This window comes from Calditrichota bacterium (assembly GCA_013151735.1).
Classification (GTDB): domain Bacteria; phylum Zhuqueibacterota; class JdFR-76; order JdFR-76; family BMS3Abin05; genus BMS3Abin05.
Genome location: JAADHR010000096.1, coordinates 1 through 20,601 on the forward strand (window position 1 = coordinate 1; position 20,601 = coordinate 20,601).

General features: G+C 48.4%; 14 protein-coding genes and 1 pseudogene. 11 read left to right on the forward strand and 4 right to left on the reverse strand.

Translation table 11 applies throughout. The annotated features are described in order from the left end of the window. The 6 genes and pseudogenes from GXO76_06590 to GXO76_06615 form a co-directional block, all read left to right on the forward strand. Positions 1-645, forward strand: a 645-nt coding sequence (locus GXO76_06590; protein ID NOY77522.1) for a 3-isopropylmalate dehydratase, incomplete at its 5' end; no start/stop codon positions are given. A gap of 84 nt (positions 646-729) precedes the next feature. Beyond that, entirely contained in the window at positions 730-1,293 is a 564-nt protein-coding gene (locus GXO76_06595) for a 3-isopropylmalate dehydratase (GenBank protein NOY77523.1), read from the forward strand. Further along, positions 1,290-2,372, forward strand: coding sequence for a 3-isopropylmalate dehydrogenase (gene leuB, locus GXO76_06600; protein ID NOY77524.1), 1,083 nt, complete (start codon positions 1,290-1,292; stop codon positions 2,370-2,372). Before GXO76_06595 ends, leuB begins: the two co-directional genes overlap by 4 nt. A gap of 345 nt (positions 2,373-2,717) precedes the next feature. Next, positions 2,718-2,924 (forward strand): annotated as a pseudogene (locus GXO76_06605) (PspC domain-containing protein). Between the two features lie 177 nt (positions 2,925-3,101). Then, positions 3,102-3,449: a PspC domain-containing protein gene (locus tag GXO76_06610; protein NOY77525.1), complete on the forward strand. Its 348-nt coding sequence runs from the start codon at positions 3,102-3,104 to the stop codon at positions 3,447-3,449. Continuing rightward, positions 3,446-4,039: a hypothetical protein gene (locus GXO76_06615; GenBank protein NOY77526.1), complete on the forward strand. Its 594-nt coding sequence runs from the start codon at positions 3,446-3,448 to the stop codon at positions 4,037-4,039. Before GXO76_06610 ends, GXO76_06615 begins: the two co-directional genes overlap by 4 nt. 63 nt (positions 4,040-4,102) lie before the next feature. On the opposite strand, the gene GXO76_06620 is transcribed toward GXO76_06615, so the two are convergent. From GXO76_06620 to GXO76_06630, 3 genes are read right to left on the reverse strand one after another with little or no spacing between them, the layout of a single operon-like run. Continuing rightward, positions 4,103-5,599 carry a hypothetical protein gene (locus tag GXO76_06620; GenBank protein NOY77527.1) on the reverse strand — a complete coding sequence of 499 codons (1,497 nt, stop codon included), beginning with the start codon at positions 5,597-5,599 and terminating at the stop codon, positions 4,103-4,105. 11 nt (positions 5,600-5,610) lie between these two features. After that, positions 5,611-6,243: a glycerol-3-phosphate 1-O-acyltransferase PlsY gene (plsY, locus tag GXO76_06625; GenBank protein ID NOY77528.1), complete on the reverse strand. Its 633-nt coding sequence runs from the start codon at positions 6,241-6,243 to the stop codon at positions 5,611-5,613. Between the two features lie 21 nt (positions 6,244-6,264). Then, entirely contained in the window at positions 6,265-8,082 is a 1,818-nt protein-coding gene (locus GXO76_06630) for a DegV family EDD domain-containing protein (GenBank protein NOY77529.1), read from the reverse strand. Between the two features lie 499 nt (positions 8,083-8,581). On the opposite strand from GXO76_06630, the gene GXO76_06635 reads away from it, so the two are divergent. Next, positions 8,582-9,754, forward strand: coding sequence for an ROK family transcriptional regulator (locus GXO76_06635; GenBank protein NOY77530.1), 1,173 nt, complete (start codon positions 8,582-8,584; stop codon positions 9,752-9,754). Positions 9,755-9,780: 26 nt separating this feature from the next. Here GXO76_06635 and uxaC read toward each other — a convergent pair whose 3' ends face one another. Then, positions 9,781-11,184 carry a glucuronate isomerase gene (gene uxaC / locus GXO76_06640; GenBank protein ID NOY77531.1) on the reverse strand — a complete coding sequence of 468 codons (1,404 nt, stop codon included), beginning with the start codon at positions 11,182-11,184 and terminating at the stop codon, positions 9,781-9,783. Between the two features lie 762 nt (positions 11,185-11,946). Here uxaC and GXO76_06645 point away from each other — a divergent pair. The 4 genes from GXO76_06645 (at position 11,947) to GXO76_06660 (ending at position 20,552) form a co-directional block, all read left to right on the forward strand. Further along, on the forward strand, positions 11,947-14,883 hold the full coding sequence (locus GXO76_06645; protein ID NOY77532.1) for a TonB-dependent receptor: 2,937 nt from the start codon (positions 11,947-11,949) through the stop codon (positions 14,881-14,883). 328 nt (positions 14,884-15,211) lie between these two features. Then, the gene (locus GXO76_06650) at positions 15,212-16,888 is read left to right on the forward strand and encodes a T9SS type A sorting domain-containing protein (protein NOY77533.1); all 1,677 of its coding nucleotides are present in this window, start codon (positions 15,212-15,214) and stop codon (positions 16,886-16,888) included. Positions 16,889-17,024: 136 nt separating this feature from the next. Beyond that, positions 17,025-19,418, forward strand: a complete 2,394-nt coding sequence (locus GXO76_06655) for a glycosyl transferase family 36 (GenBank protein ID NOY77534.1) — start codon at positions 17,025-17,027, stop codon at positions 19,416-19,418. Positions 19,419-19,547: 129 nt separating this feature from the next. After that, on the forward strand, positions 19,548-20,552 hold the full coding sequence (locus tag GXO76_06660) for a family 10 glycosylhydrolase (GenBank protein NOY77535.1): 1,005 nt from the start codon (positions 19,548-19,550) through the stop codon (positions 20,550-20,552). The last annotated feature ends 49 nt before the right edge of the window (positions 20,553-20,601 follow it).

A 20,601-nucleotide genomic window follows, 5' to 3' on the forward strand; every position in this document is an offset into this window, starting at 1 on the left:
CTGTGCAATATGGCCGTTGAGGCCGGGGCCAAAAACGGCATCATTGAGCCGGACGAGGAGGTTTTCGATTTTGTTTCTGCCCGAACCGACGCCCCTTACGAAGCTGTTTACAACGATGCCGATGCTGTCTTTGAAAAGGTGTTCACCTACGATGTATCCCAATTGGTGCCGTTGGTTGCGAAACCGCACTCCCCGCAAAACGGAGCGCCTGTAACTGAGGTGGAAGGAACCCCTCTGGATCAGGCATACATTGGCTCCTGTACGGGAGGCAAACTAACCGATTTTATCGCCGCCGCAGAGATTTTGAAGGAGGGTGAAGTAAAAACCCCTACTTTTGCCGTTCCTGCAACAACCGCGGTGGAAAGGGGACTTAGCGAGACAAAAATGGACGGCAAGAGCATTCGGGACATTCTGGAAACTGCCGGTGTCCGGGTGGGACCACCGTCCTGTGCGGCCTGTTTGGGCGGGCCCCCGGATACCTTCGGCCGATTGAATAATCGTGAGGTGTGCATCTCAACCACCAACCGAAATTTCCCGGGCCGGATGGGGTCCATGGATTCTCAGGTGTACCTGGCCTCTCCCTACACGGTGGCCGCCTCGGCTCTTGAAGGCAAAATCACCGATCCCCGAAAATTTCTGGCATAAAGAAATCATAAAAATGTGTTGACAGGGTTGACAGGATTTCTCCGGATGTCCGTTTATCCTGCAAGTAATAAAGGCGGAGTTTTTATGAAAAAGAAAATTTCAGGAAAGATTTACGTTTTGGGGGACAATGTGGATACGGATCAGATTATTCCGGCACGACATTTGGTTTACGATCTGGAAGACCCGGAGGAACAGAAACTCTACGGAAAATATTGTCTTTCCGGAGTGCCCGCAGCGCAGGCTGGTTTACCAAACGGAAGCATTCCCTTTGTAAAAGAGGGCGAGACGAACTCCGAGTTCCGCATTATTGTGGCCGGAAAGAATTTTGGCTGCGGCTCCTCCCGTGAACATGCTCCGGCCGCCCTGAAAATTGCAGGGGTTCAGGCCATTGTTGCAGAGAGTTACGCCCGTATTTTTTACCGAAATGCCATCGATGGCGGATTCGTGATTCCGTTCGAAGCAACCCGATCCGTTTTTCAATCCTTCAGAACGGGAGATCGTGTTGAAATTGATGTGGACGCGGGAAAACTGACGAATCTAACCTCGGGCGACACGGTGGATTTGCTGCCTCTGGGTGATGTAGAAGACATATTGAATGCAGGCGGAATTTTTAATTATGCTCGAATGAAAGGAGATTTTGTATCGTGAAGACCTATCGTGTAACGGTTTTGCCCGGTGACGGAATCGGTCCTGAGGTGGTTGCGGAGGCAATGAGGGTGTTGAAGGCCGCCGGCGAAAGAGTTGGTTTTTCAGTGGAATTAACAGAGGCTCTCATCGGCGGGGCTGCCATTGATGCAACAGGAAGTCCTTTGCCGCCCGAAACTGTTGAAAAATGCCGACATGCCGATGCAGTTTTTCTGGGGGCCATTGGCGGGCCGAAGTGGGAAAATTTACCCCATTCGAAAAAACCCGAACAGGGTCTTTTGGGGATTCGGAAGGCTCTGGGAACCTTTGCCAATCTGCGTCCTGCCAGGGTTTGGGATGCATTGATTTCGGCATCCACACTGAAGCCGGAGGTGGTTCGGGGGGTGGATATCATGATTGTGCGGGAGTTGACGGGTGGAATCTACTTTGGCAGCCCTTCCGGTTTTGAGACGCGGGAAAAGTCCCGTGTGGCATTTAATACCATGATTTATTCTGATTGGGAAATCGAGCGCATCGCAAAACTGGCCTTCGAAATAGCCCGTCAGCGCAATCACCGGTTAACCTCTGTGGAAAAGGCCAACGTTCTGGACGTGTCCCAACTCTGGCGCGAAATCGTCATCGACGTGTCCAAAAATTATCCCGATGTGACCCTTACCCACATGTACGTGGACAATGCCGCCATGCAGTTGATTCGAAATCCTCGGCAATTCGATGTGATTGTGACCGGGAATCTTTTTGGTGATATTTTGAGTGATGAGGCGTCCATGCTCACGGGGTCTCTGGGAATGCTGCCTTCCGCGTGCGTCGGCGGGAAAATCGGATTGTACGAGCCTGTCCACGGTTCCGCCCCGGATATTGCCGGAACTCATAAAGCCAATCCGCTGGCCTCCATTGCTACGGTTGGCATGATGTTAGACTACAGCTTTGGCCAGAAAGAAGCCGCCCGCGCCATTGAATCGGCCATCGAAAAAACACTGGCGAATGGCTTTCGGACAGCGGATATTGCCGAAGCCGGTTCAACTGTTCTGTCCACTTCAGAGATGACGGAAGAGGTTCTAAAACATTTGAAGGCAGTTGCTTGACTTCAGGTCATTCGTATGGAATGGCTTGTATCCAAAAAAACGACAGGTCCGTGTGTTTCGGAAGAAGCCGAAATGAGGGGATTGGTTTAACAGGGGGAAACCCGGCATAATTCTTGGGGGCTTCTGATTTTCAGCAAGCAAGGGATGGACTTGTGATTCTTCCAAAGAAGAGCAATTCATGAAAAATCCACGATTCAGATTCTGCCGTCCGGCCTTTCCTTCTGAAACAAAATCCCCTTTTATTCGTATTTCAAGACAAAGACAAGTGGCAGGAAAATTAATTTTTATGGAATCAGGATTCTTGTCGTTGTCTGGTGGTTGTCTGAATTTTCCCCGGGAGGCACTATGGAAAATCAAAATTCCGATAAAAAAATGAAATACTTGTACCGTTCACGTACCAATAGGGTGTTTTCAGGCGTTTGTGGCGGAATGAGTGACTATTTGGGTTTGGATGCCACGCTTATCCGCATTCTTTTTGTGCTCCTGGCCTTCATTAATGGAATTGGAATTTTGCTCTATTTGCTGGCTTTGATTATCATTCCTAAAAATCCTTACGAAAAGGAAGTCAGTACAAAAGCACGGACCGATCATTCAAATACGTCTATTCTTATCGGAGCAATTTTAATTATTGCAGGAATTTATTTTCTTCTTGCAAATTATGCCCCCTTTTGGTTTCCATTTGATTTTTATTGGCGGTGGGTGTTCGATTGGCGTCTTTTCTGGCCGATTATGCTGATTGCCCTGGGCGTTTTCTACATCTGGTACGTGGCGTCCAAACCCGAGGAAAAGGCAGAAGACATCTTCCGGGAAACCACCGAACCGAGAAAGGAGGAACCCGTGGCACCTTCACAACCGAAATCACAGAAATCACAGAAAAGATTATACCGCTCGCTGACGAACAAAAAAATCGCCGGCGTTTGCGGCGGATTGGGAGAATATTTTGATGTCGATCCCACCTGGATTCGACTGGGGTGGTTGCTGGTTTCTCTCTTCCATCCCCCGGCCGGAATCCTGGTGTACATTATTTTGGTAATTGTGGTACCTTACAAAGAACAAGAGACCGAGGTGACAAAATGAAAGGTGCTGTTAGGAATCGAACACAGTCCATGTGGCCGGGAATTGTTCTGATTGTAATCGGTTTGATCTTATTACTGAATCAATTGGATATTTTTACATTTGATTGGAATGTTTTCTGGCCGTCCCTGGTCATTTTGCTGGGTATTTTTTTCTTCGTTCGCGTGCCTCGGGATCGGGGAGCCATTTTCCCGGGTGTTCTGTTTTTTCTGAGCGGGCTTCTGTTTCTGGTAAAAAATCTGTCCTGGTATGAGCCTTACATTGAAGTTTCTATCGGCGGCATGCTGATGATTATTTTGGGACTGGCCTTTGTGGCTCTCTACATTGTTCAACCGGAAAATTGGGGGCTCCTCATTCCCGCCAGTTTGTTTCTCTTTTTTGGATTTATTATTTGGGCTGATCGTGTGGGACTTATCGATTGGTACACGCGGCGTCAAATTCTTCGCCTGTGGCCGGCTTTGCTGATTTTGATCGGTACCGGAATTGTGATCAGCGGGCTTCAAGCCTCCAAAAAATCGGAGGAACCCCCGGATACTCCTCCATCCGGCAGTGAGGACATGACTGAAATCAAGAAAACCCCTTCCCCGGAATAGGGTATGTTTTAATAAAGTCCCCGGCACTTTTTACGTGCCGGGGACCTCTTAATCACGCCGAAATTAGTTGTAAATTTCCCCCTTAATTTTTTGAGTGAGTTCTTTGCTTGTGCGCAGCGCTTTTTGCAGCCGGCCAAAGGAATAATCCCGAATAAATTTTTCGGCCATTTCCCGATTGGTCTTGAGTAATTCAATCGCCGTGTTTTCAACGGACGGTTGCAGCGCAAAGGCCTCCTTCTCTTGCGCGTTCCAGACCGATTGGATTTCACCGATCGTTTTGTAATAATTCAGCCCCATAAGATTTTCCAGGTCGTTAAAAATCCAGAAGGCCTTATCGGGACGGTAATCAAAGGTTCCGGGCAGGGGATTGAAATGGTGGGCAAACGAATTTTCCCAGGTGTCCTGTCCGGGGACAAAATGCATGCAGCGGGGGCCCTCCGGAATACCGGCGTAAAACGGGACGTACGTATTCACGTCGGGACGCCCAAAACTCAACCAGACCACATTGGCCACAACGGGAGGCAGACCGGCCCGCAATTGGCTGATGGTGGAGTGCTGCGTGGCGGCCGTGCAGATGGTGCGCTCAAAACTCCGGTTGGGGTTTCCTTTTTTGTCTACGGTGACATCATAAGGGGTCCCTTCGTAGTGATCCCGCAAAACGATCATGAGATCGGCCGGGGTCAGTTTATGAGCCGGTTTAACGGAAAAGGGCAGGCCGTTTTTGAGGGCTTCCTGAACGGTGGTCGTTTTTCCCGAAAGCAGTTGTTGACCGCGCCACTGCCGGGTGTCGTACCCGCGGGAGGCATATTTTTTATCGTAAATACGATTAAAGACCGCTGCGAAATCAAAGGGTTTTCCGCTTTTCGGATCATACCAGCCCCGCCGGATGGCGTAATCCCGCACATTGTCTTTCGAGGTGATGAAATTTTTGGGGTCGTTAAAATGGACCTGTCGGATAATGAAAATATTGGCCTGAAGAACTACCCGGTCATCGGGAACGCGTTCGGCCACCCAGTGCTTGCCCCGTACCATCGCCAGCAGCCAGGCCTCATTAGGATCGGCAATGGTAAGGGTGCGGCCCAATGCGGCGTAGCCGAACCGGTCCAGCAGTTTTCCTGCCAATTCAACCCCTTCTCTGGCAGTTTTGGCCCGCTGCACAATCAGGTGGCGCAGCATGAAGCTGATCCCGCCGTCGGTGAGGTCGGATTTATCTTCAATTGAAGGGCAGGCATTGCTGGCCACCGTAACGCCCCACTCATTAATGGCGTAGTCTGAAAAAGACTGATCTACGCTTTCGATCCAGAGGTAAGACCAGGTTGTAGGAACCTGAGGCAGTGTGCCCCCGTTTTTCAGTTGTACCACCTCTCCGGGTTCGTGATGCAACCGGGGAACGCGCCAGAGGTTAAAGAGGCGTCTGCCCGAATCATCTTCGTTGTGACCCACCAGAACCGAGCCGTCTGCCGTCGCTTTTTTCCCGGCGACAATGGTGTAGCAGGCAAACCCGGTGTGCACGGTAAAAAGCAGGATTAAAACAGCAAACAGCCCCACTGTTTTTTTCATCGGAAAACTCCCTATTTTTTCTTTTTGAAAGTCACACGGTTTTCATTTCCGGCCATCAGGCGTTTGATATTGCTGCGATGGGTGAAAACAATCAAAATAGCGATAATGAGGCTTAGAATGAGAAGGGGTGGTTTGTAAGGACGGCCCAGTGCGTCCAGAACCAACAAAACGATCGGAAGGGAAATAGCCGCTGTCATCGAGGATACGGAAACGTAGCGGGTGGTAAAAAGAACAATCAAAAAGATAATGAAAACAAAAATAAAAGCGATCGGGTAAAGGCCAATGAGCATGCCTGCTGCTGTTCCCACCCCTTTGCCGCCGTGAAATCCGGCAAAGATTGTCCAGATATGGCCGATGACGGCACTGAAGCCTGCGATTATTTGAAGATACACGGGAGCCAGAGAAATGGAGTCTATTCGGATTTGCGAGACCAGCACGGTTGCAAGAACTCCTTTGGCCACATCAATGATCATCACAGAAATCCCAATTTTCCATCCCATGACCCGAAAGGCATTTGTTCCTCCGGCATTCCCGCTTCCGTAATTCCGAATATCAATGCCTCGAAACAGTTTTCCAAAGATAATGCTGGTTGGGAATGATCCCAGCAAATAGCTTACGACAATGATGGTTAGCAGGGTTAGCATACGATCCTCAATAGTTTGATTTTATTCTTCCTTTCCCAGAACAGCAATTGCGGCGGCGCCCGGTCCGGCGTGTGCCCCCAAAGCGGGGGATGCTTCCATAATAAACTCCACCCCCTGTTTGAATAGCTCCTCGATTCGTCTGGCATACCACGTTGCAATTTCAGGCGCAGCCACGTGGACGATGGCGAACTTCCGCTTTTGATAAGATCGGGTTTGCTTCTCTATTATTTTGAGCAGCTTTTCCCGTACCGGAATTCCCTTTTTGGCTGTTCCCAGTTTTTTGGTTTTGCCTTCCCGAGTAATCGTAATAACCGGCACCAGATCCAATAAATTGGCCAGAAATCCCTTTCCTTTACTGACTCGTCCGCCCATCACCAGATATTTAACCGTATCGGTACTTATAAAAATTTTGAGATTATTAATGGCCGTTTCAACAATTTGAATCACTTCATCCAGTGGTTTTCCGGCTCTTACCGCTTCACCCGCCTCGATCATAACCAATCCCAATCCAACAGACGTGTTTCGGGAATCAATCACGGCAATTTTTTTGCCGGTTTTTGCCGAGACTTCTTTGGCAGCACGCTCAGCCGCCTGCAATGTTCCGCTCAGTTTCCCCGCCAAATGAACGGAAAGAATCGCTTCGTACTGACTTGCCAGCTGCTCGTATAATCTCACAAAATCCTGAGGCGTTGGCTGGGAGGTTTTGGGAAAAGATTTGGCTTTTTGCAAACGTTCGTAGAATTCCTCCGGAAAAATTGTAATTTTATCCAAAAATTCCACTCCGTCGAAGAAAACCCGCACCGGGATCATGTGGATGTTGTATTTCCGCAGAATGGATTCCGGGAGATCGCACGACGTATCCGTCAACAGGGCAATTTTGCTTTTGGCGACGTTCCCGTGGCTGTCCGTGTGCTGTTGGTGCATGTCATCCACTTTTTGCTGCATGATTATCCCGTAGCTGCGGACAGCATCAAACACCTGGCGCGGGTCGTTTGTGTGTATGTGGACCCGAACCCGGGTACTCGAACCGGCAACAATGAGGGAATCGCCCATGGACTCCAGCTTTTTCCGGATTTCATCCCGGGGAATATTCTCTCCACTCAGAAAAAATTCCGTACAAAAGCGGTAGGTGATGGAATCGGTGGAGTAAGTAATGGCCGCTTCCTTGTTTTGTTGCGTGGCGGTCTCACTCAGATTTAGATTTTCGATTTCCTCGATGGTGCCGCTGTCAATGAACTGGGTCACGCCTTCCAGCATGTAAACAAATCCCTGGGCACCGGCGTCGACCACTCCCGCTTTTTGCAGAACCTTTAGTTTTTTCGGGGTATTTCGGAGAGATTCTTTTGCAGCTGCCAACGAACTTTTCAGCAGCTCGGTAAAATCGTTTGTTTCCTTGGATTTCTCCTGAATGTGTTTGCCCCAATCCTTTATAACGGAAAGAATAGTTCCCTCTTTTGGATTGGAAAGGGCCTCGTACGAACGATCGATTGCCTGCCTGACGGCTTCAGCAAAGTGCTCTGTAGAGATTCTCACCTTTCCCTCGAGTCCTTCTGCCAAACCCTGGAAAAACTGCGCGAGGATCGCTCCGGAATTTCCCCGGGCACCCTCCAGTGCAGAATTTGCAATCTTCTCGCTGACATTTTCAATGGACTGGTTTTTGGCTGCGTCAATTTCAGAGGCAATTTTTTGAACAGTAGAGGCCATATTGGTTCCGGTATCTCCGTCGGGCACAGGAAATACATTGATGTCATTAAGCTGCTGGTGCATTTTCATTAGGCCCTGTGCACCGGCTTTCATGGCTCGATAAAGCCGTCTTCCATTAAGATAGTGAATTTTCATCGTCATCCACCTCGCGTCACGTTTAACAAAGAGAAATACTTTTCGAAAACGACAAACTGACCGTTTTAAGAAACGTATTTCTCACCTTTCAACTTCTATTTTACTAAAAAAAAGCGGGGCTGTCAAGATATTTGTCAAAAAAGACAGATTTGTTGTTCGCATTTGTCAGAATCTTGTACCCTAAGATCTGAAAATCGGTAGTAAATCCTGTCATCCAGTCAAATCTTTTGTAGAGTGCGACGGCGGATGAAGAGCGTGTCCAAGAATGGTCAAAAAAGGCTTGACAATTTAATAAAATAAGCGTAAATTTAAATATTTTTAAAATGTGAATAAACCCGTCATTTTTTTATTTCACATCTTCAGGACAGACGTTTTCCGGTTTTCGGGTAACTGATTATTAATAAAAAAGTATCAATAAATTATCTTATTATTATCCTGATTCGCTTCAACACAAACCATGTTTTTTTTAAAATATATTCCATAAACCAAGGACTAAGTTATGAATACAGTCTCCATTCCGATTCGCCTAAAGGATGCCAAACACAGACAGGTGCTGAATACAATTCGCCTGTATGGTGAGATTTCGGGCGCTCAGATTGCCCGATTGACGAACATCTTGCCCTCCACCATCGTCTACATTCTGCGATCATTAAAAAAGGAGGGCCTTATTCAGGTCAGCCGTATTGGGAATTCTTCCAGTGTGGGGGGGAAGCCTCCCACATTGTGGCAGCTTCGAAGCGATAAAGGTGTAATTATTGGGCTGGAAATCATTCCAAAGGAAATTCGAACAACCCTAATTGATTTTTCCAATACGATCATCTATCAGGAAAAACGACCCAGTTTGGGGAAAATCGGAGGGGACGAAATTGAGGCCGTCGTTCGAAACTACATTCATTCGCTTATGGATGAACAACGCATCCCCGAGGATAAAATCATAGGAATCGGATTGGCGCTTCCGGGGCTGGTGGATTCAAAAAATGGCATTATTCATTATTCCAAGTCCCTCGGAATGAGAAACGTCCCGTTGCAGAAGCGCTTGCAAGAGAGCCTGGGACTTCCCATAATCATTGCAAATGATGCCAACGCCGGGGCGCTGGGGGTGAAATGGTATCCTGATTCCCTGGAAACGCTCCCTGAAAGCATTGTTTATTTAACAATTAACGAGGACTTTTTCAGCATTGGCGCCGGGCTGATTATCGGCCACAAGCTCTACGACGGGTCTTCAGGGACGGCGGGGGAAATCTTTCCGATTCTGCCGCCCATTTCGAAATTGGTCAAAAAGGCTATTCAAAAAAATAAGGGCGAATGGCAGTCGATTAAGGGCTTTGAAAAGGGAGACGAGGTTCTCTTTTCGGATCTGTTAAAGTGTACCTCTGAAAACTCCCGAATTGCCAATTTTGTCTTTCGGAATATTGGTTTGATTGTATCCAAAGAGATTATCAATATTATTGCCTTCCTGAATCCCGAATTAATTGTGATCGGGGGAGACATCTCCCAGGTGAAATTTTTTATTAGTGACTACATTGTCCCTTATGTGAAACGCAAATCCAGCAAATTGTTTCCCATCGGAATTTCCCTTCCGCAAATCACATTCTCACCCTTTGGGATTTATTCCGTTTCCATGGGAGCAACCGCTCTGATTTTAAGGGAAATATTTGGCGAGAACAGCTAAAAAACCCCGGCAGCCAGGCATCCCCGCTAAAATTCGAAATAATTCTTTGCGTTAAAATAGGAGATGTTGCGAATCATTTGTCCCACCAATTCCCAATCCGTTGGGATGAGTCCCTTTTCCATGTCTTCCGCGAGGAGATTGCACAAAATGCGCCGAAAGTAATCGTGTCTGGAATAGGAAAGAAAACTTCTGGAATCGGTCAGCATGCCCACAAATCGGCTGAGGAGGCCCTGATTGGACAGAGAATTCAGTTGCGCCTCGATGCCCTGCTTCTGGTCCAAAAACCACCAGCCTGAGCCAAATTGCATTTTCCCGGGAACGGAACCGTCCTGAAAATTGCCAATCATTGTGGCAACCATTTCATTATCTTTCGGGTTGATATTGTAGATAATGGTTTTTGTAAGTTTTTCCTGACTGGCCAATCGATCAAAAAATTTGGCCATGTTTTTGGCAACGGGTGTGTCTCCCATGGAATCGAACCCTGTATCCGGGCCGAGACGGGTGTACATGCGCGTGTTGGTATTCCGAATGGCCCCGTAGTGGAATTGTTGCACCCATCCCTTTTCATGATCCATGAAGGCCAATTCAATTAACATGGCTGACTTAAATTTACGGATTTCCCCTTCTTCCAGAGTGTGACCGGAACGAACCTTGTTGAAAATTTTAACGATGTCGTCTTCTGTGTACTTGTCGGCGTAAAATTCCTCAATCCCGTGGTCGGAAAGGCGGCATCCCATTTGAGCGAAATAATCGTGGCGGCGGCGCAGAGCGTCCAGAAGATCCGGGAAGGAAGTGATGTCCAAATCGGCTCGTTCTGCAAGTGTGTCGAGGTAGCGGTTGTAAAATTCCGGGTTTTCCACAGCCATGGCTTTGTCGGGACGCCAGGCCGGGAAAACGCGCACACCAAAATCACTTTGCTGAAGAATTCTGTGAGAGTCGAGAGAATCCGTTGGATCGTCGGTTGTGCAAATGACCTCCACATCCCATTTTTTGATCAGATTTTGGCAAGAAAAATCATCATTTTGAAGCATGGCTGTGCACGCGTCGTAAATGCTCTTGGCCGTGGAGGGGTTCAGCAGGTCCGTAATTCCAAACGGCTTTTTCAATTCCATGTGAGTCCAGTGATACAGGGGATTTCTCAGCGTGTAGGGGACCGTTTCGGCCCATTTTTGAAATTTTTCCCAGTCGCTGGCAGACCCCGTAATGTATTTTTCATCGATGCCATTGGCGCGCATGGCCCGCCATTTGTAGTGATCGCCGGCCAGCCAAATTTGCGTCAGGGACGCGAATTTTCGATCCTCGGCAATGTCTTTCGGATTAATGTGACAGTGGTAGTCGATGATCGGCATGGTTTCCGCGTAGTCGTGATAAAGCCTTTGAGCGGTTGGGGTTTTCAGCAAAAAGTTTTCGTGAATAAAGGGGTGGTTCATTTTTGTATCCTTTCATTTTAAAATAGTTACGGTTTTTATCTCCTTCAAAATTCAAATGGCCTGATGTGTTCTTTCCGAAACCGGAAAATTTCCCTTACATAATTCTAATCTTTGAAGATTAAAAATCAAGTATTTTTTATCAAATTGCCTCACCAAAAGCGTTGTCTGCGAATTTTATCAGGTTTGCCCTTTTGATCTTATGGAAAGGGGATAGACCGTTAAGTTGGATGTTCAGACACCGAAAACGAGTAGACATGCGCCATAAAAGAAAGAGGTATGATCAAAAAATGTATTAAATCAATATGAGAATATGCAGGTATATACAAAAAGCAAATTAATAAAAATCTTTACGATAGATGATTTGTTGATTCAATAATGCATATAACCAATTAATAAACAAATAGTAGCAATCAATAGAAATAAAAATAAAAAATATCAAAAAAGTGTTGACTTTAAAATAATATCATGTTATATTGAAAATGTTAATTTGAGAAGCAAAAATACATGCGCCTCGAATTGGTTGCATCGATGAAGGGTTTGTTCTATTTGTGATGATATCTGTCCTTTATACGCCGCTTTGCCGAAAGAAGTTTTAAGGCGGGATGAATTTAGTCCCGAAGGCGAATGGAGCAAACATGTAACTCTCTCAAGCAGCAATCGGTACTACCTCATATTTTAAAATGATCGCTTGTCAACGGGGGCCTATCCGAAAAAAATCATAAATTAATGCGCAAGCCTTTTCAATCAAAAAAGGTGGAAACCATGAAAAAAACGATCCTTTTCTTTGTGTTTTTGTTTCCTGTCATTTTGTTCGGATCATCCGTAGTGCTTCAGGCAGGTTCAGCGGCCTCCATTCAGGGGGTCGTTCGGGATTCCAAAACTCACGATCCCCTTCCCGGTGCGAATGTTTTTCTGGTGGGAACCAGTTTAGGTGCTGCGTCCGATATCCACGGAAAATACATTATTCCTCACGTTCCTCCCGGAAAATACACCCTTCGGTCCCAGTTTATCGGCTATAAAACAAAAGACATCCCTATTCTGGTGCAGCCGGGTAAAACACTCCGGCAGAATATTTTCATGGATTATGTGGGGGTGGTCAAGGGAAAAACGGTGGTTGTAACCGCTCAGGCGGAAGGGCAGATGGCCGCCATCAATCAGCAGTTGACATCTGACCGAATTGAAAATGTGGTCTCGTCTGCCCGCATTCAGGAGCTCCCGGATGCCAATGCCGCCGAATCTCTGCGGAGGCTGCCGGGAATTTCCATTGAACGGGTTGGCGGCGAAGGAAGCAAGGTCGTTATTCGCGGATTGGCTCCCAAGTACAACGTGATTACCATCAACGGCGTGCGGATGGCGTCATCCAATCCCAATGACCGAAGTACGGATTTGAGCATGATTTCCTCAAGTATGCTGGAAGGTATTGCCGTGTCTAAAACGGTAACGGCTGATCAGGATGCAGATGTGTTGGGCGGAACTGTGGACTTTGAGATAAGAGAAGCGAGGGCATCGAAGCATGGAGTGGGATTTCATTTTCTGGCACAGCACGGCTACACGGGGCTTCCGGATGCTTACGACAAGTACGATAATTACAAGTATGTTCCCATTATTGAGGGGCGATTTTTTAAAAAGCGCCTGGGGATTTTGATTCAGGCCAATTTTGAAAACCGAAACTTGACGTCCAATGAATTTTCTGCATCTTACACACACAAATCAACAGACCATATTTACTACATTACCCAGTCTATTGATCTTCACTACATGCCGCGGTTTCGGAAACGAACCAACGGAATTCTGGCCCTGGATTACAGGCTGCCTGAGGGGAAGATCAGTTTTACGAATTTTTTCAATTCAGCGGTTACAAAGGTAACGGATCGAAGCGAGCTTTTTAATGTGGGGGGGAATCAGCACATTTACGGGTTGTCCTACTCGAAGGGCGAAAATACCATGATGAGCAATATTCTGGCCATAAAAGGCAAGCTTCCCTTTTTCCATCTCCTTAATGCGGATCTCAGATTGGCTCACAATTATTCGGAAACCAGCCGGCCTAAGGATTGGGAAGTGACCTTTTACCAGTCGCCCGCGGGGATTGGCAAATTTTCGAACAAGGTTAATTTGGATCCGAAAGATGTGGTGGCGGCCGTTGATCCCAATCCCAAGAAAGCGAACTTAAACACGGTTCTGATTAACAACAACGATTCCAAAGAACGTACACTGATGGCTTCTCTGGATATGGATTTTCCCCTGAATTTTTCCAATCAGGTCACCTCTGTGATCAAGTTTGGGGGAAAATATCGGTACCAGAAGAGGTCTTATGAGGCGGAGGTGTACAACACGAATGCAACCTTTGTGTCACCCAGTGCTCAGGGTGCCAGCCGAATGATTGTAAAACATTTTGGTTTGCATGTCAGTGACCCGACGGCCATTCATCTCTCGTATTTTCTGGATAAGGATTTCGACTATGGGGAATTTCTTGAAGGCGATTATACGATGCACAATCCCATTAAATTCAGCATGATGGAAGACCTGGTCAATTTTTGTCGGGAAAACACGCGGGCGTTTGCCAAAGCGGGATCACGGGAGGCCTTTGCGCGCAACACCTACCTTTCCCTGACCCATAATTATTCCGGGCACGAAGTGATGACTGCCGGGTACGTCATGGCCACGATTCACGTTGGCCGACAGTGGACACTCATCCCGGGAATCCGCTATCAAAACCTGCAAACTACCTATTTCGGGACCCGCGGACAACAGACACCCCTTTCGTATTTGCGTTACAATCATTCCACCGATACCACGGTGACGGTGAGTCATCCCTACTGGCTGCCCGATATGAACATTCGATATAAACCCTTGCCCTGGTTTGATGTGCGCCTGTCCTATTCGCACACCATTTCTTATCCGGATTTTAAGGCCATTATTCCGCGGATCGATGCATCCATGGGGGCGAATGTGGCATGGAACAATTACAAATTAAAACCGTCCCGCTCCAGAAACTACGATCTGTATTTCTCGTTTTTCAGGAATAAATTGGGTTTGCTGACTATCGGTGGTTTTCTGAAGCAGATTGACAATCTGATTTACCCCTGGCGATTTAGCAAGCCCGGGCTGGAAGCCAAACCGTACTATTTAACCAACAAAACACCGTCTCCGCAAATTACCTACAACATTAGCACATATATTAACAACCCTTACGTGATTAACAACTGGGGCATGGAATTTGAGTGGCAGACCCATTTTTGGTATTTGCCAAATCCGCTCAAAGGATTGGTCCTAAGCGTAAATTACACCAAAATGCACTCGAAGGCTGAATATCCCTACGTCTTTGCCGGGGCCACGAGCATGTCCAATATCGATACGTCTTTTACGGATCGTCTGATTGATCAGCCCGATCACATACTCAATCTGGTAACCGGGTACGATTACAAGGGATTCTCTATCCGGGTGTCCATGCTTTACCAGGACGACGTGTTTACCGGATCCAGTCAATGGCCTCAGTTACGAACCAGTACAGCCGCCTACGAACGCTGGGATATTTCCTTCCGGCAGAAATTGCCCTGGTTTGGACTTCAACTTTACGGGGATGTCAACAATCTGAATGGGGCTAAGGACATGAGTGTCCTTCAAATGTATCCGGAAACACCCCGCTCAATGGAAATTTATGGGATGAGTGCGGATATCGGGCTTCGATTAAAACTGTGACCCTTGTATGGGGGAGAAAGATTTTCGGCGGGGGGTGTGAATCCCAAAAACAAGTTCTAAATGAATGAGTTTACTCTAAAAACCGCGAATGACACAAATTACGCTAACTTAATTTCAATAAAATCAATTCGTGAAAATTCGGGAAATTAGTGGGCAAAGGCTTTTTAAAGCAGACTCATAGACAAAAAAAGAAAGGTGGTGATGTCCGGCGTAAATCATTTAGGTGTTTTGGAGAATCAACCCGTTTCGTTTGTACAGGTGCAGCGAACGGAAATGGGGATGTGTTCCGCAATTGCACCTTGACCCATCAATAAAAAGGAGAAGCACCATGAACCGAATGAAAATGTTGTTGTTTTTAATTGTTGGTGTGGCGCTTTGCGTCGCCCCTATTCAGTCGTTTGCTCAAACCAGCGATACCCTGACCGTCTATGCCACGCCGAATAATTTGAATGATGTCATTACCGGTGATACGCTTTCAACCGGGGCGCAGGCTCACCATGTGTATAAACTGGTTTCGCTGGATACAACCTACAAATTTTCGGGAACCATTACCTCTACAGAAAACATTACCGTTCTGGGTGTTCCCGATCCTTCAACCGGTCGTCCTCCCTGCATTCAACCGGCAGTTTTGGAAGATGGATCCATTCCGGGGACCATGTTTAATTTGAATGCACCAGGCATCAAAGGGACTTTCAAGAACCTTTATTTGTTGGCTTTGGCCACCAACAACACAGCCAACGGGGGAGGCGTTGCTATTCAGGTGTCTGCAGACAATGTGCGGTTAACCGTAAACAACTGTGTGTTTGATGGGTGGCAGACCTTTGCTATCGGTTATAACGGGAATTGGGACGATTTTTTTATTTCCAATTCCAACTTTAGAAATATGGTTCATCCGAACCAGTGGTACATTGGCGAAGTTATTCGAAATGAATGGCCCGGAACAGCGTACACCGATACCATGAGCATGAAAAACAACGTCATGCTGGCCGTAAATGGGTACGCCGCCTGTCCGGTGACCAAATGGTACACACGGTATTTTGAATTCATCCACAATAAAGTCCTTTACACATTTAAAAATCCTCTCTTTATCTTTAATGTAACCAATGCTAAAATTAACAACAACGTTTTCTACGGAACCTACGCCGGCGGCGTGGATCAGGCCGAGAACCCGTGGTGGGACAACCTGTGGCATCCGGATACCACGTATGGGGTCATTGCGCTGGATTCCTTGAGCTTGGACAATGCCAAAATGTTTTGCCCGGAGGATTCCAGTAAACCGGATATCGCCAGCATTGCCGAAAGCAGAAGAACAGTCGAGGTGAAAAACAACACCTATTTCTGGCCGACCACTCTTACCGATTTCTGGGCTGCCTGGAACGACACGGCCAGCGATAAAATCATTACGCCAAACTGGATGAACGACCGTACAAAAGCGATGTTTGCGGATAAAACAACCTGGCCGGGATTGGTCGCTTCCAATAATGTGAATGCGGATGTCGATTATATGGATCAGATTAATACCGGAATTTTGAGTGGAACCACCGGAAATGACATCGGATTGCTGGCGTATTTCAAAGAAATCCGTACCGGAACGGCTGCAACAGATGTGTGGGGATACGGAATTACTCAGGTCAGTGGGGCTCCCGACTGGAAGCCGACCTGGCCCTTACCCGAGATGGAAGAAATTCCCACCCGGGTGGTGCAGAAAAACCCCACATCGGTTCCTTCGGGATTTGCGTTGTACCAGAATTACCCCAATCCGTTTAATCCGGAAACGACGATTCGCTTTGCCCTTCCCAATCAGGGGCATGTGAAATTGGTCGTGTACAACATGCTGGGTCAGCCGGTAAGAACGTTGATCGATAAAAATATGGCCGCCGGGTCCCACACAGCCATCTGGAACGGAACGGACAATGCCGGCCGGAAACTGTCCAGCGGTATTTACTACTGCAGACTGCAAGCCGACAAAAAAACAGCTACAACCAAAATGCTGCTGCTCAAGTAACCCGCTTGAACGAGACATAATTTCAAAAGGTGGGGCAGAAGGCAGAGGGCGTTCTGCCCCATTTTTTAGATGTTTTTTGATCACACACTGTTTACATTTCAATTGATAGGAAAGGCATATTGTGAGGGAAAATGCTGTGCGGTACGGTCAGTTTTCACCGGACGGAAAAGAATTTGTGATTGACAACGTGGCCACTCCCACACCCTGGATAAATTACATCTACAACGATCGCTACTTTTCGACCATTTCCAACAATGGCGGCGGCATCAGCTACGTGCAGAATCCCCTTCACGGGCGGATTACCCGCTATCGGATTAATGACGTTCCGCCGGATCGTCCGGGGAAATACGTGTACATCAAGGACGAGGAAACGGGCGATTTCTGGAGCGCCACCTGGCAGCCGGTGGGGAAAAATCAAAAGGCTTACCAAGCGGTACACGGATTCGGCTACACCCGAGTTTCTGCAGAGATAAATGGCATTTTCTCCGAAATCACCTATTTTGTACCGGTTGCCCAAACACAGGAAATCTGGCACCTGGTGCTTACGAATCGCTCCAACCGGCCGCGCTCACTTTCTTTGTTTGGGTACGTGGAGTTTTGTTTGGGACACGCTTTGGTGGATTTGATTAATCAGGCTGACGATCAGCATTTCAATCGCGTGGTGTTTGACTCCCGGTTGAACGCCCTGTTTGCCACCAAAACCTACTGGATCACGGAGGGCTTGAGTACCCAGCAGCAGGAAAACAAGGCCTGGGATCAGTGGGCATTTTTTACGGTGAATCATCCGGTGTCCGCCTACGAAACCCGGCGGGAGCGCTTTTTAGGGGCTTACCGAAATGAAAATGCCCCGGAGGCCGTGGAAACCGGGCGTCTTTCCTCACAGGACAGCGATTTTGGTAATGCTGTGGGTGCGCTCAAAATCGATCTGACCCTGCCTCCCGGGGGACGCATTCCGGTTCTGTTCCGACTGGGTGTAATTCCCAAGGAGCGGTTTGAATCGGACAAACAGGCAGCGGTTCAAGCATTTCGCACCCCGGAAGATGCAGCAACGGCTCTGCAGGCAGTGACGGAAAAATGGGAACGCTTTTTTCAGCATGTCCGCGTAAACACCCCGGATGCCGACACCAATATTTTCCTTAATTACTGGACGCCTTATCAGGCCAAGGTGGCTTTCGATGTGGGGCGGGTAGCCAGTTTTTACTATTGGGGCATCAGCCGGGGATTTGGATTCCGGGATATGGCTCAGGATATTTTGGCCATTACGATTTCAGATGTCCAAAAAGCCCGGGAACGCATTTTATTGTTGGCCCGCCAAATGTTTCGCAATGGCCGGGTGTACCATCATTTTTACCGAGATGGTCAGGGGGAGTTGACGCGCCACTGTGACGATTCCCTTTGGTTTATTCTGGCTGTGACGGAGTACATTCAAGAAACCGGGGACAAGGCCCTTTTGCAGGAGGAAGAACCCTTTGCCGACGGGGGGAAAGGTACTCTTTGGGATCACTTAAAGGCGGTGGTTCGGTATGCGGAAGATAATCTGGGGCCGCATCATTTGCCCATTTTCGGACGAGGAGATTGGAACGACACCCTCGATTACATCGGCGGCGAAGACGAAGGGGAAAGCGTGTGGGGCGGCATGTTCTACGTAGCCATGCTCAATCGTTTGGGAGAGCTGGCACATTTTGTAGGAGAGACTGCCTTTACCCGGGAAGTGGAGCGCCTGCGCGATCGCATTCAACAAAACCTGAATACCGTATGTTGGGACGGCAAGTGGTTTATTCGGGCGTTTGGGGCTGACGGGAAAAAAATCGGGTCCAAGGAGAACCGGGCGGGACGGATTTTCCTGAATACGCAATCCTGGGCAGTAATTGCCTCTGTCTCGGAGCCGGAAAAACTGCGCCAGGCTATGGACAGCGTTCGGATTCACCTGGACACGGACTTCGGTCCGAAACTATGTGCACCTGCCTTTCGGGAAATCGATCCGAACATTGGCCTGATCACCCGCTGCGTACCGGGGAAAAAAGAAAACGGGGCGGTTTTTTGCCACGCCACCACGTGGGCAATTCTGGCGGAGTGCCTGCTCAAAAGAGGGGATCAGGCCTTCGCGTACTACAAGAAGTTGCTCCCCAATGCGGTGGATTCGGATCAGTTTCGGGTTGAACCTTACGTTTATTCTCAGTATATTACCAGCAACGAGCATCCAACGGCTGGAATGGCCAGCCACTCCTGGCAAACCGGCACAGCCGCCTGGATGTACCGGGTGGCCATTGATTACATGCTTGGGGTGCGACCGACGTATTGGGGTCTTCGGGTGGATCCGGTTATTCCATCCGATTGGCAGGAATTTTCCGTGGAGCGGGTGTTCCGCGGCGCGCGCTACCGGATTCGGGTTCACAACCCGGGCGGCGTGGAAAGCAGAGTAACCCGCATTCAGATGGACGGTCAGCCGGTTGAAGGGCCGGTCCTGCCGATCTGTTCGAAAGCGGTCTGTCAGGTGGAGGTCTGGCTGGGGCAGATGAGATTGGAATAGAAGGGGCTTTCAGTGAACCGGCGACAATTTTTGGAGACGACAACAGCTATTCTGGGAGGCGCAGTGGTAGCAGGATGGAAAACCAATCCATCAGAAGCAGGGGAGACGAGCCCGAAATTCTGGGTGTGGATGCATCCGCACACCGGGTGGACGAACGATAAAGTGGAAGCTACCTTCCGGCGCCTGAAGGAATCTGGCATTGACGCGGTGCTGTTTTTGGTGTACAACGGCCGAAAGGCCTTTTACGAAAGTGATGTGCTTCCTGTGGAATCCCGGGAACTGGAGCGCCTGCTGCCTATTGCCCGCAAAGTGGGACTGGAACTCCACGCCTGGATGTTTAGCCTTATTTGCAATGTGGAGTCCGTCATTGAAAATCACCCGGACTGGTTTGTGGTGAACCGGGAAGGCATTTCCATTCTTAAAAAACAACCGTACGTGAAATATTACAAGTGGCTGTGTCCCAATCACACGGGGGTGCAGGATTTTCTGCTAAAGATTGTTTCGGAACTGACGCGGTTTGAATCCCTGGCCGGGATTCACCTCGATTACATTCGCTACCCGGACGTCATATTGCCCAAAGGACTTCACAAGAAGTACGGTTTGGTTCAGGACAGGGAATACCCTCAGTTTGATTATTGCTACTGCCCGGTGTGCCGCGACGCCTTTCAATCCAAAACAGGGCAGGATCCCCTCAAGCTGCCGGATCCGTCTCAAAGTCAGGCCTGGCGGACATTTCGGGAGGAGGCCGTTACGGCCCTGGTCGATCGGGCGGCACGGATCATCAAAACCGCCGGGAAACAGGCTTCCGCAGCCGTGTTTGCTACCCCGGCGCTTGCCCGGAAGCTGGTTCGTCAAAACTGGCCGGAGTGGTCCCTTGATGCGGTGTTTCCCATGATCTATCACAACGCCTATGCCGAGGATATTTCCTGGATTTTCACAGCCACGCGGGAGGGTGTTGAGGCACTCCACGGGCGAATGCGGCTGTACAGTGGAATTTTCGTGCCCAAATTGCCCGGTTCCGATTTGGCACAGGGGATTGCCGACGCGTTGCGCGGCGGCGCCGATGGGGTGTCCTTTTTCCCACTGGAGCGGATTGAGGCCGGTCAGTGGTCTTTGATTCGCGAAAAAAAATAAAGGGACGTTTGTAAAGGAACTTCTTTAGGAAAGGATATGATTGCGAGGT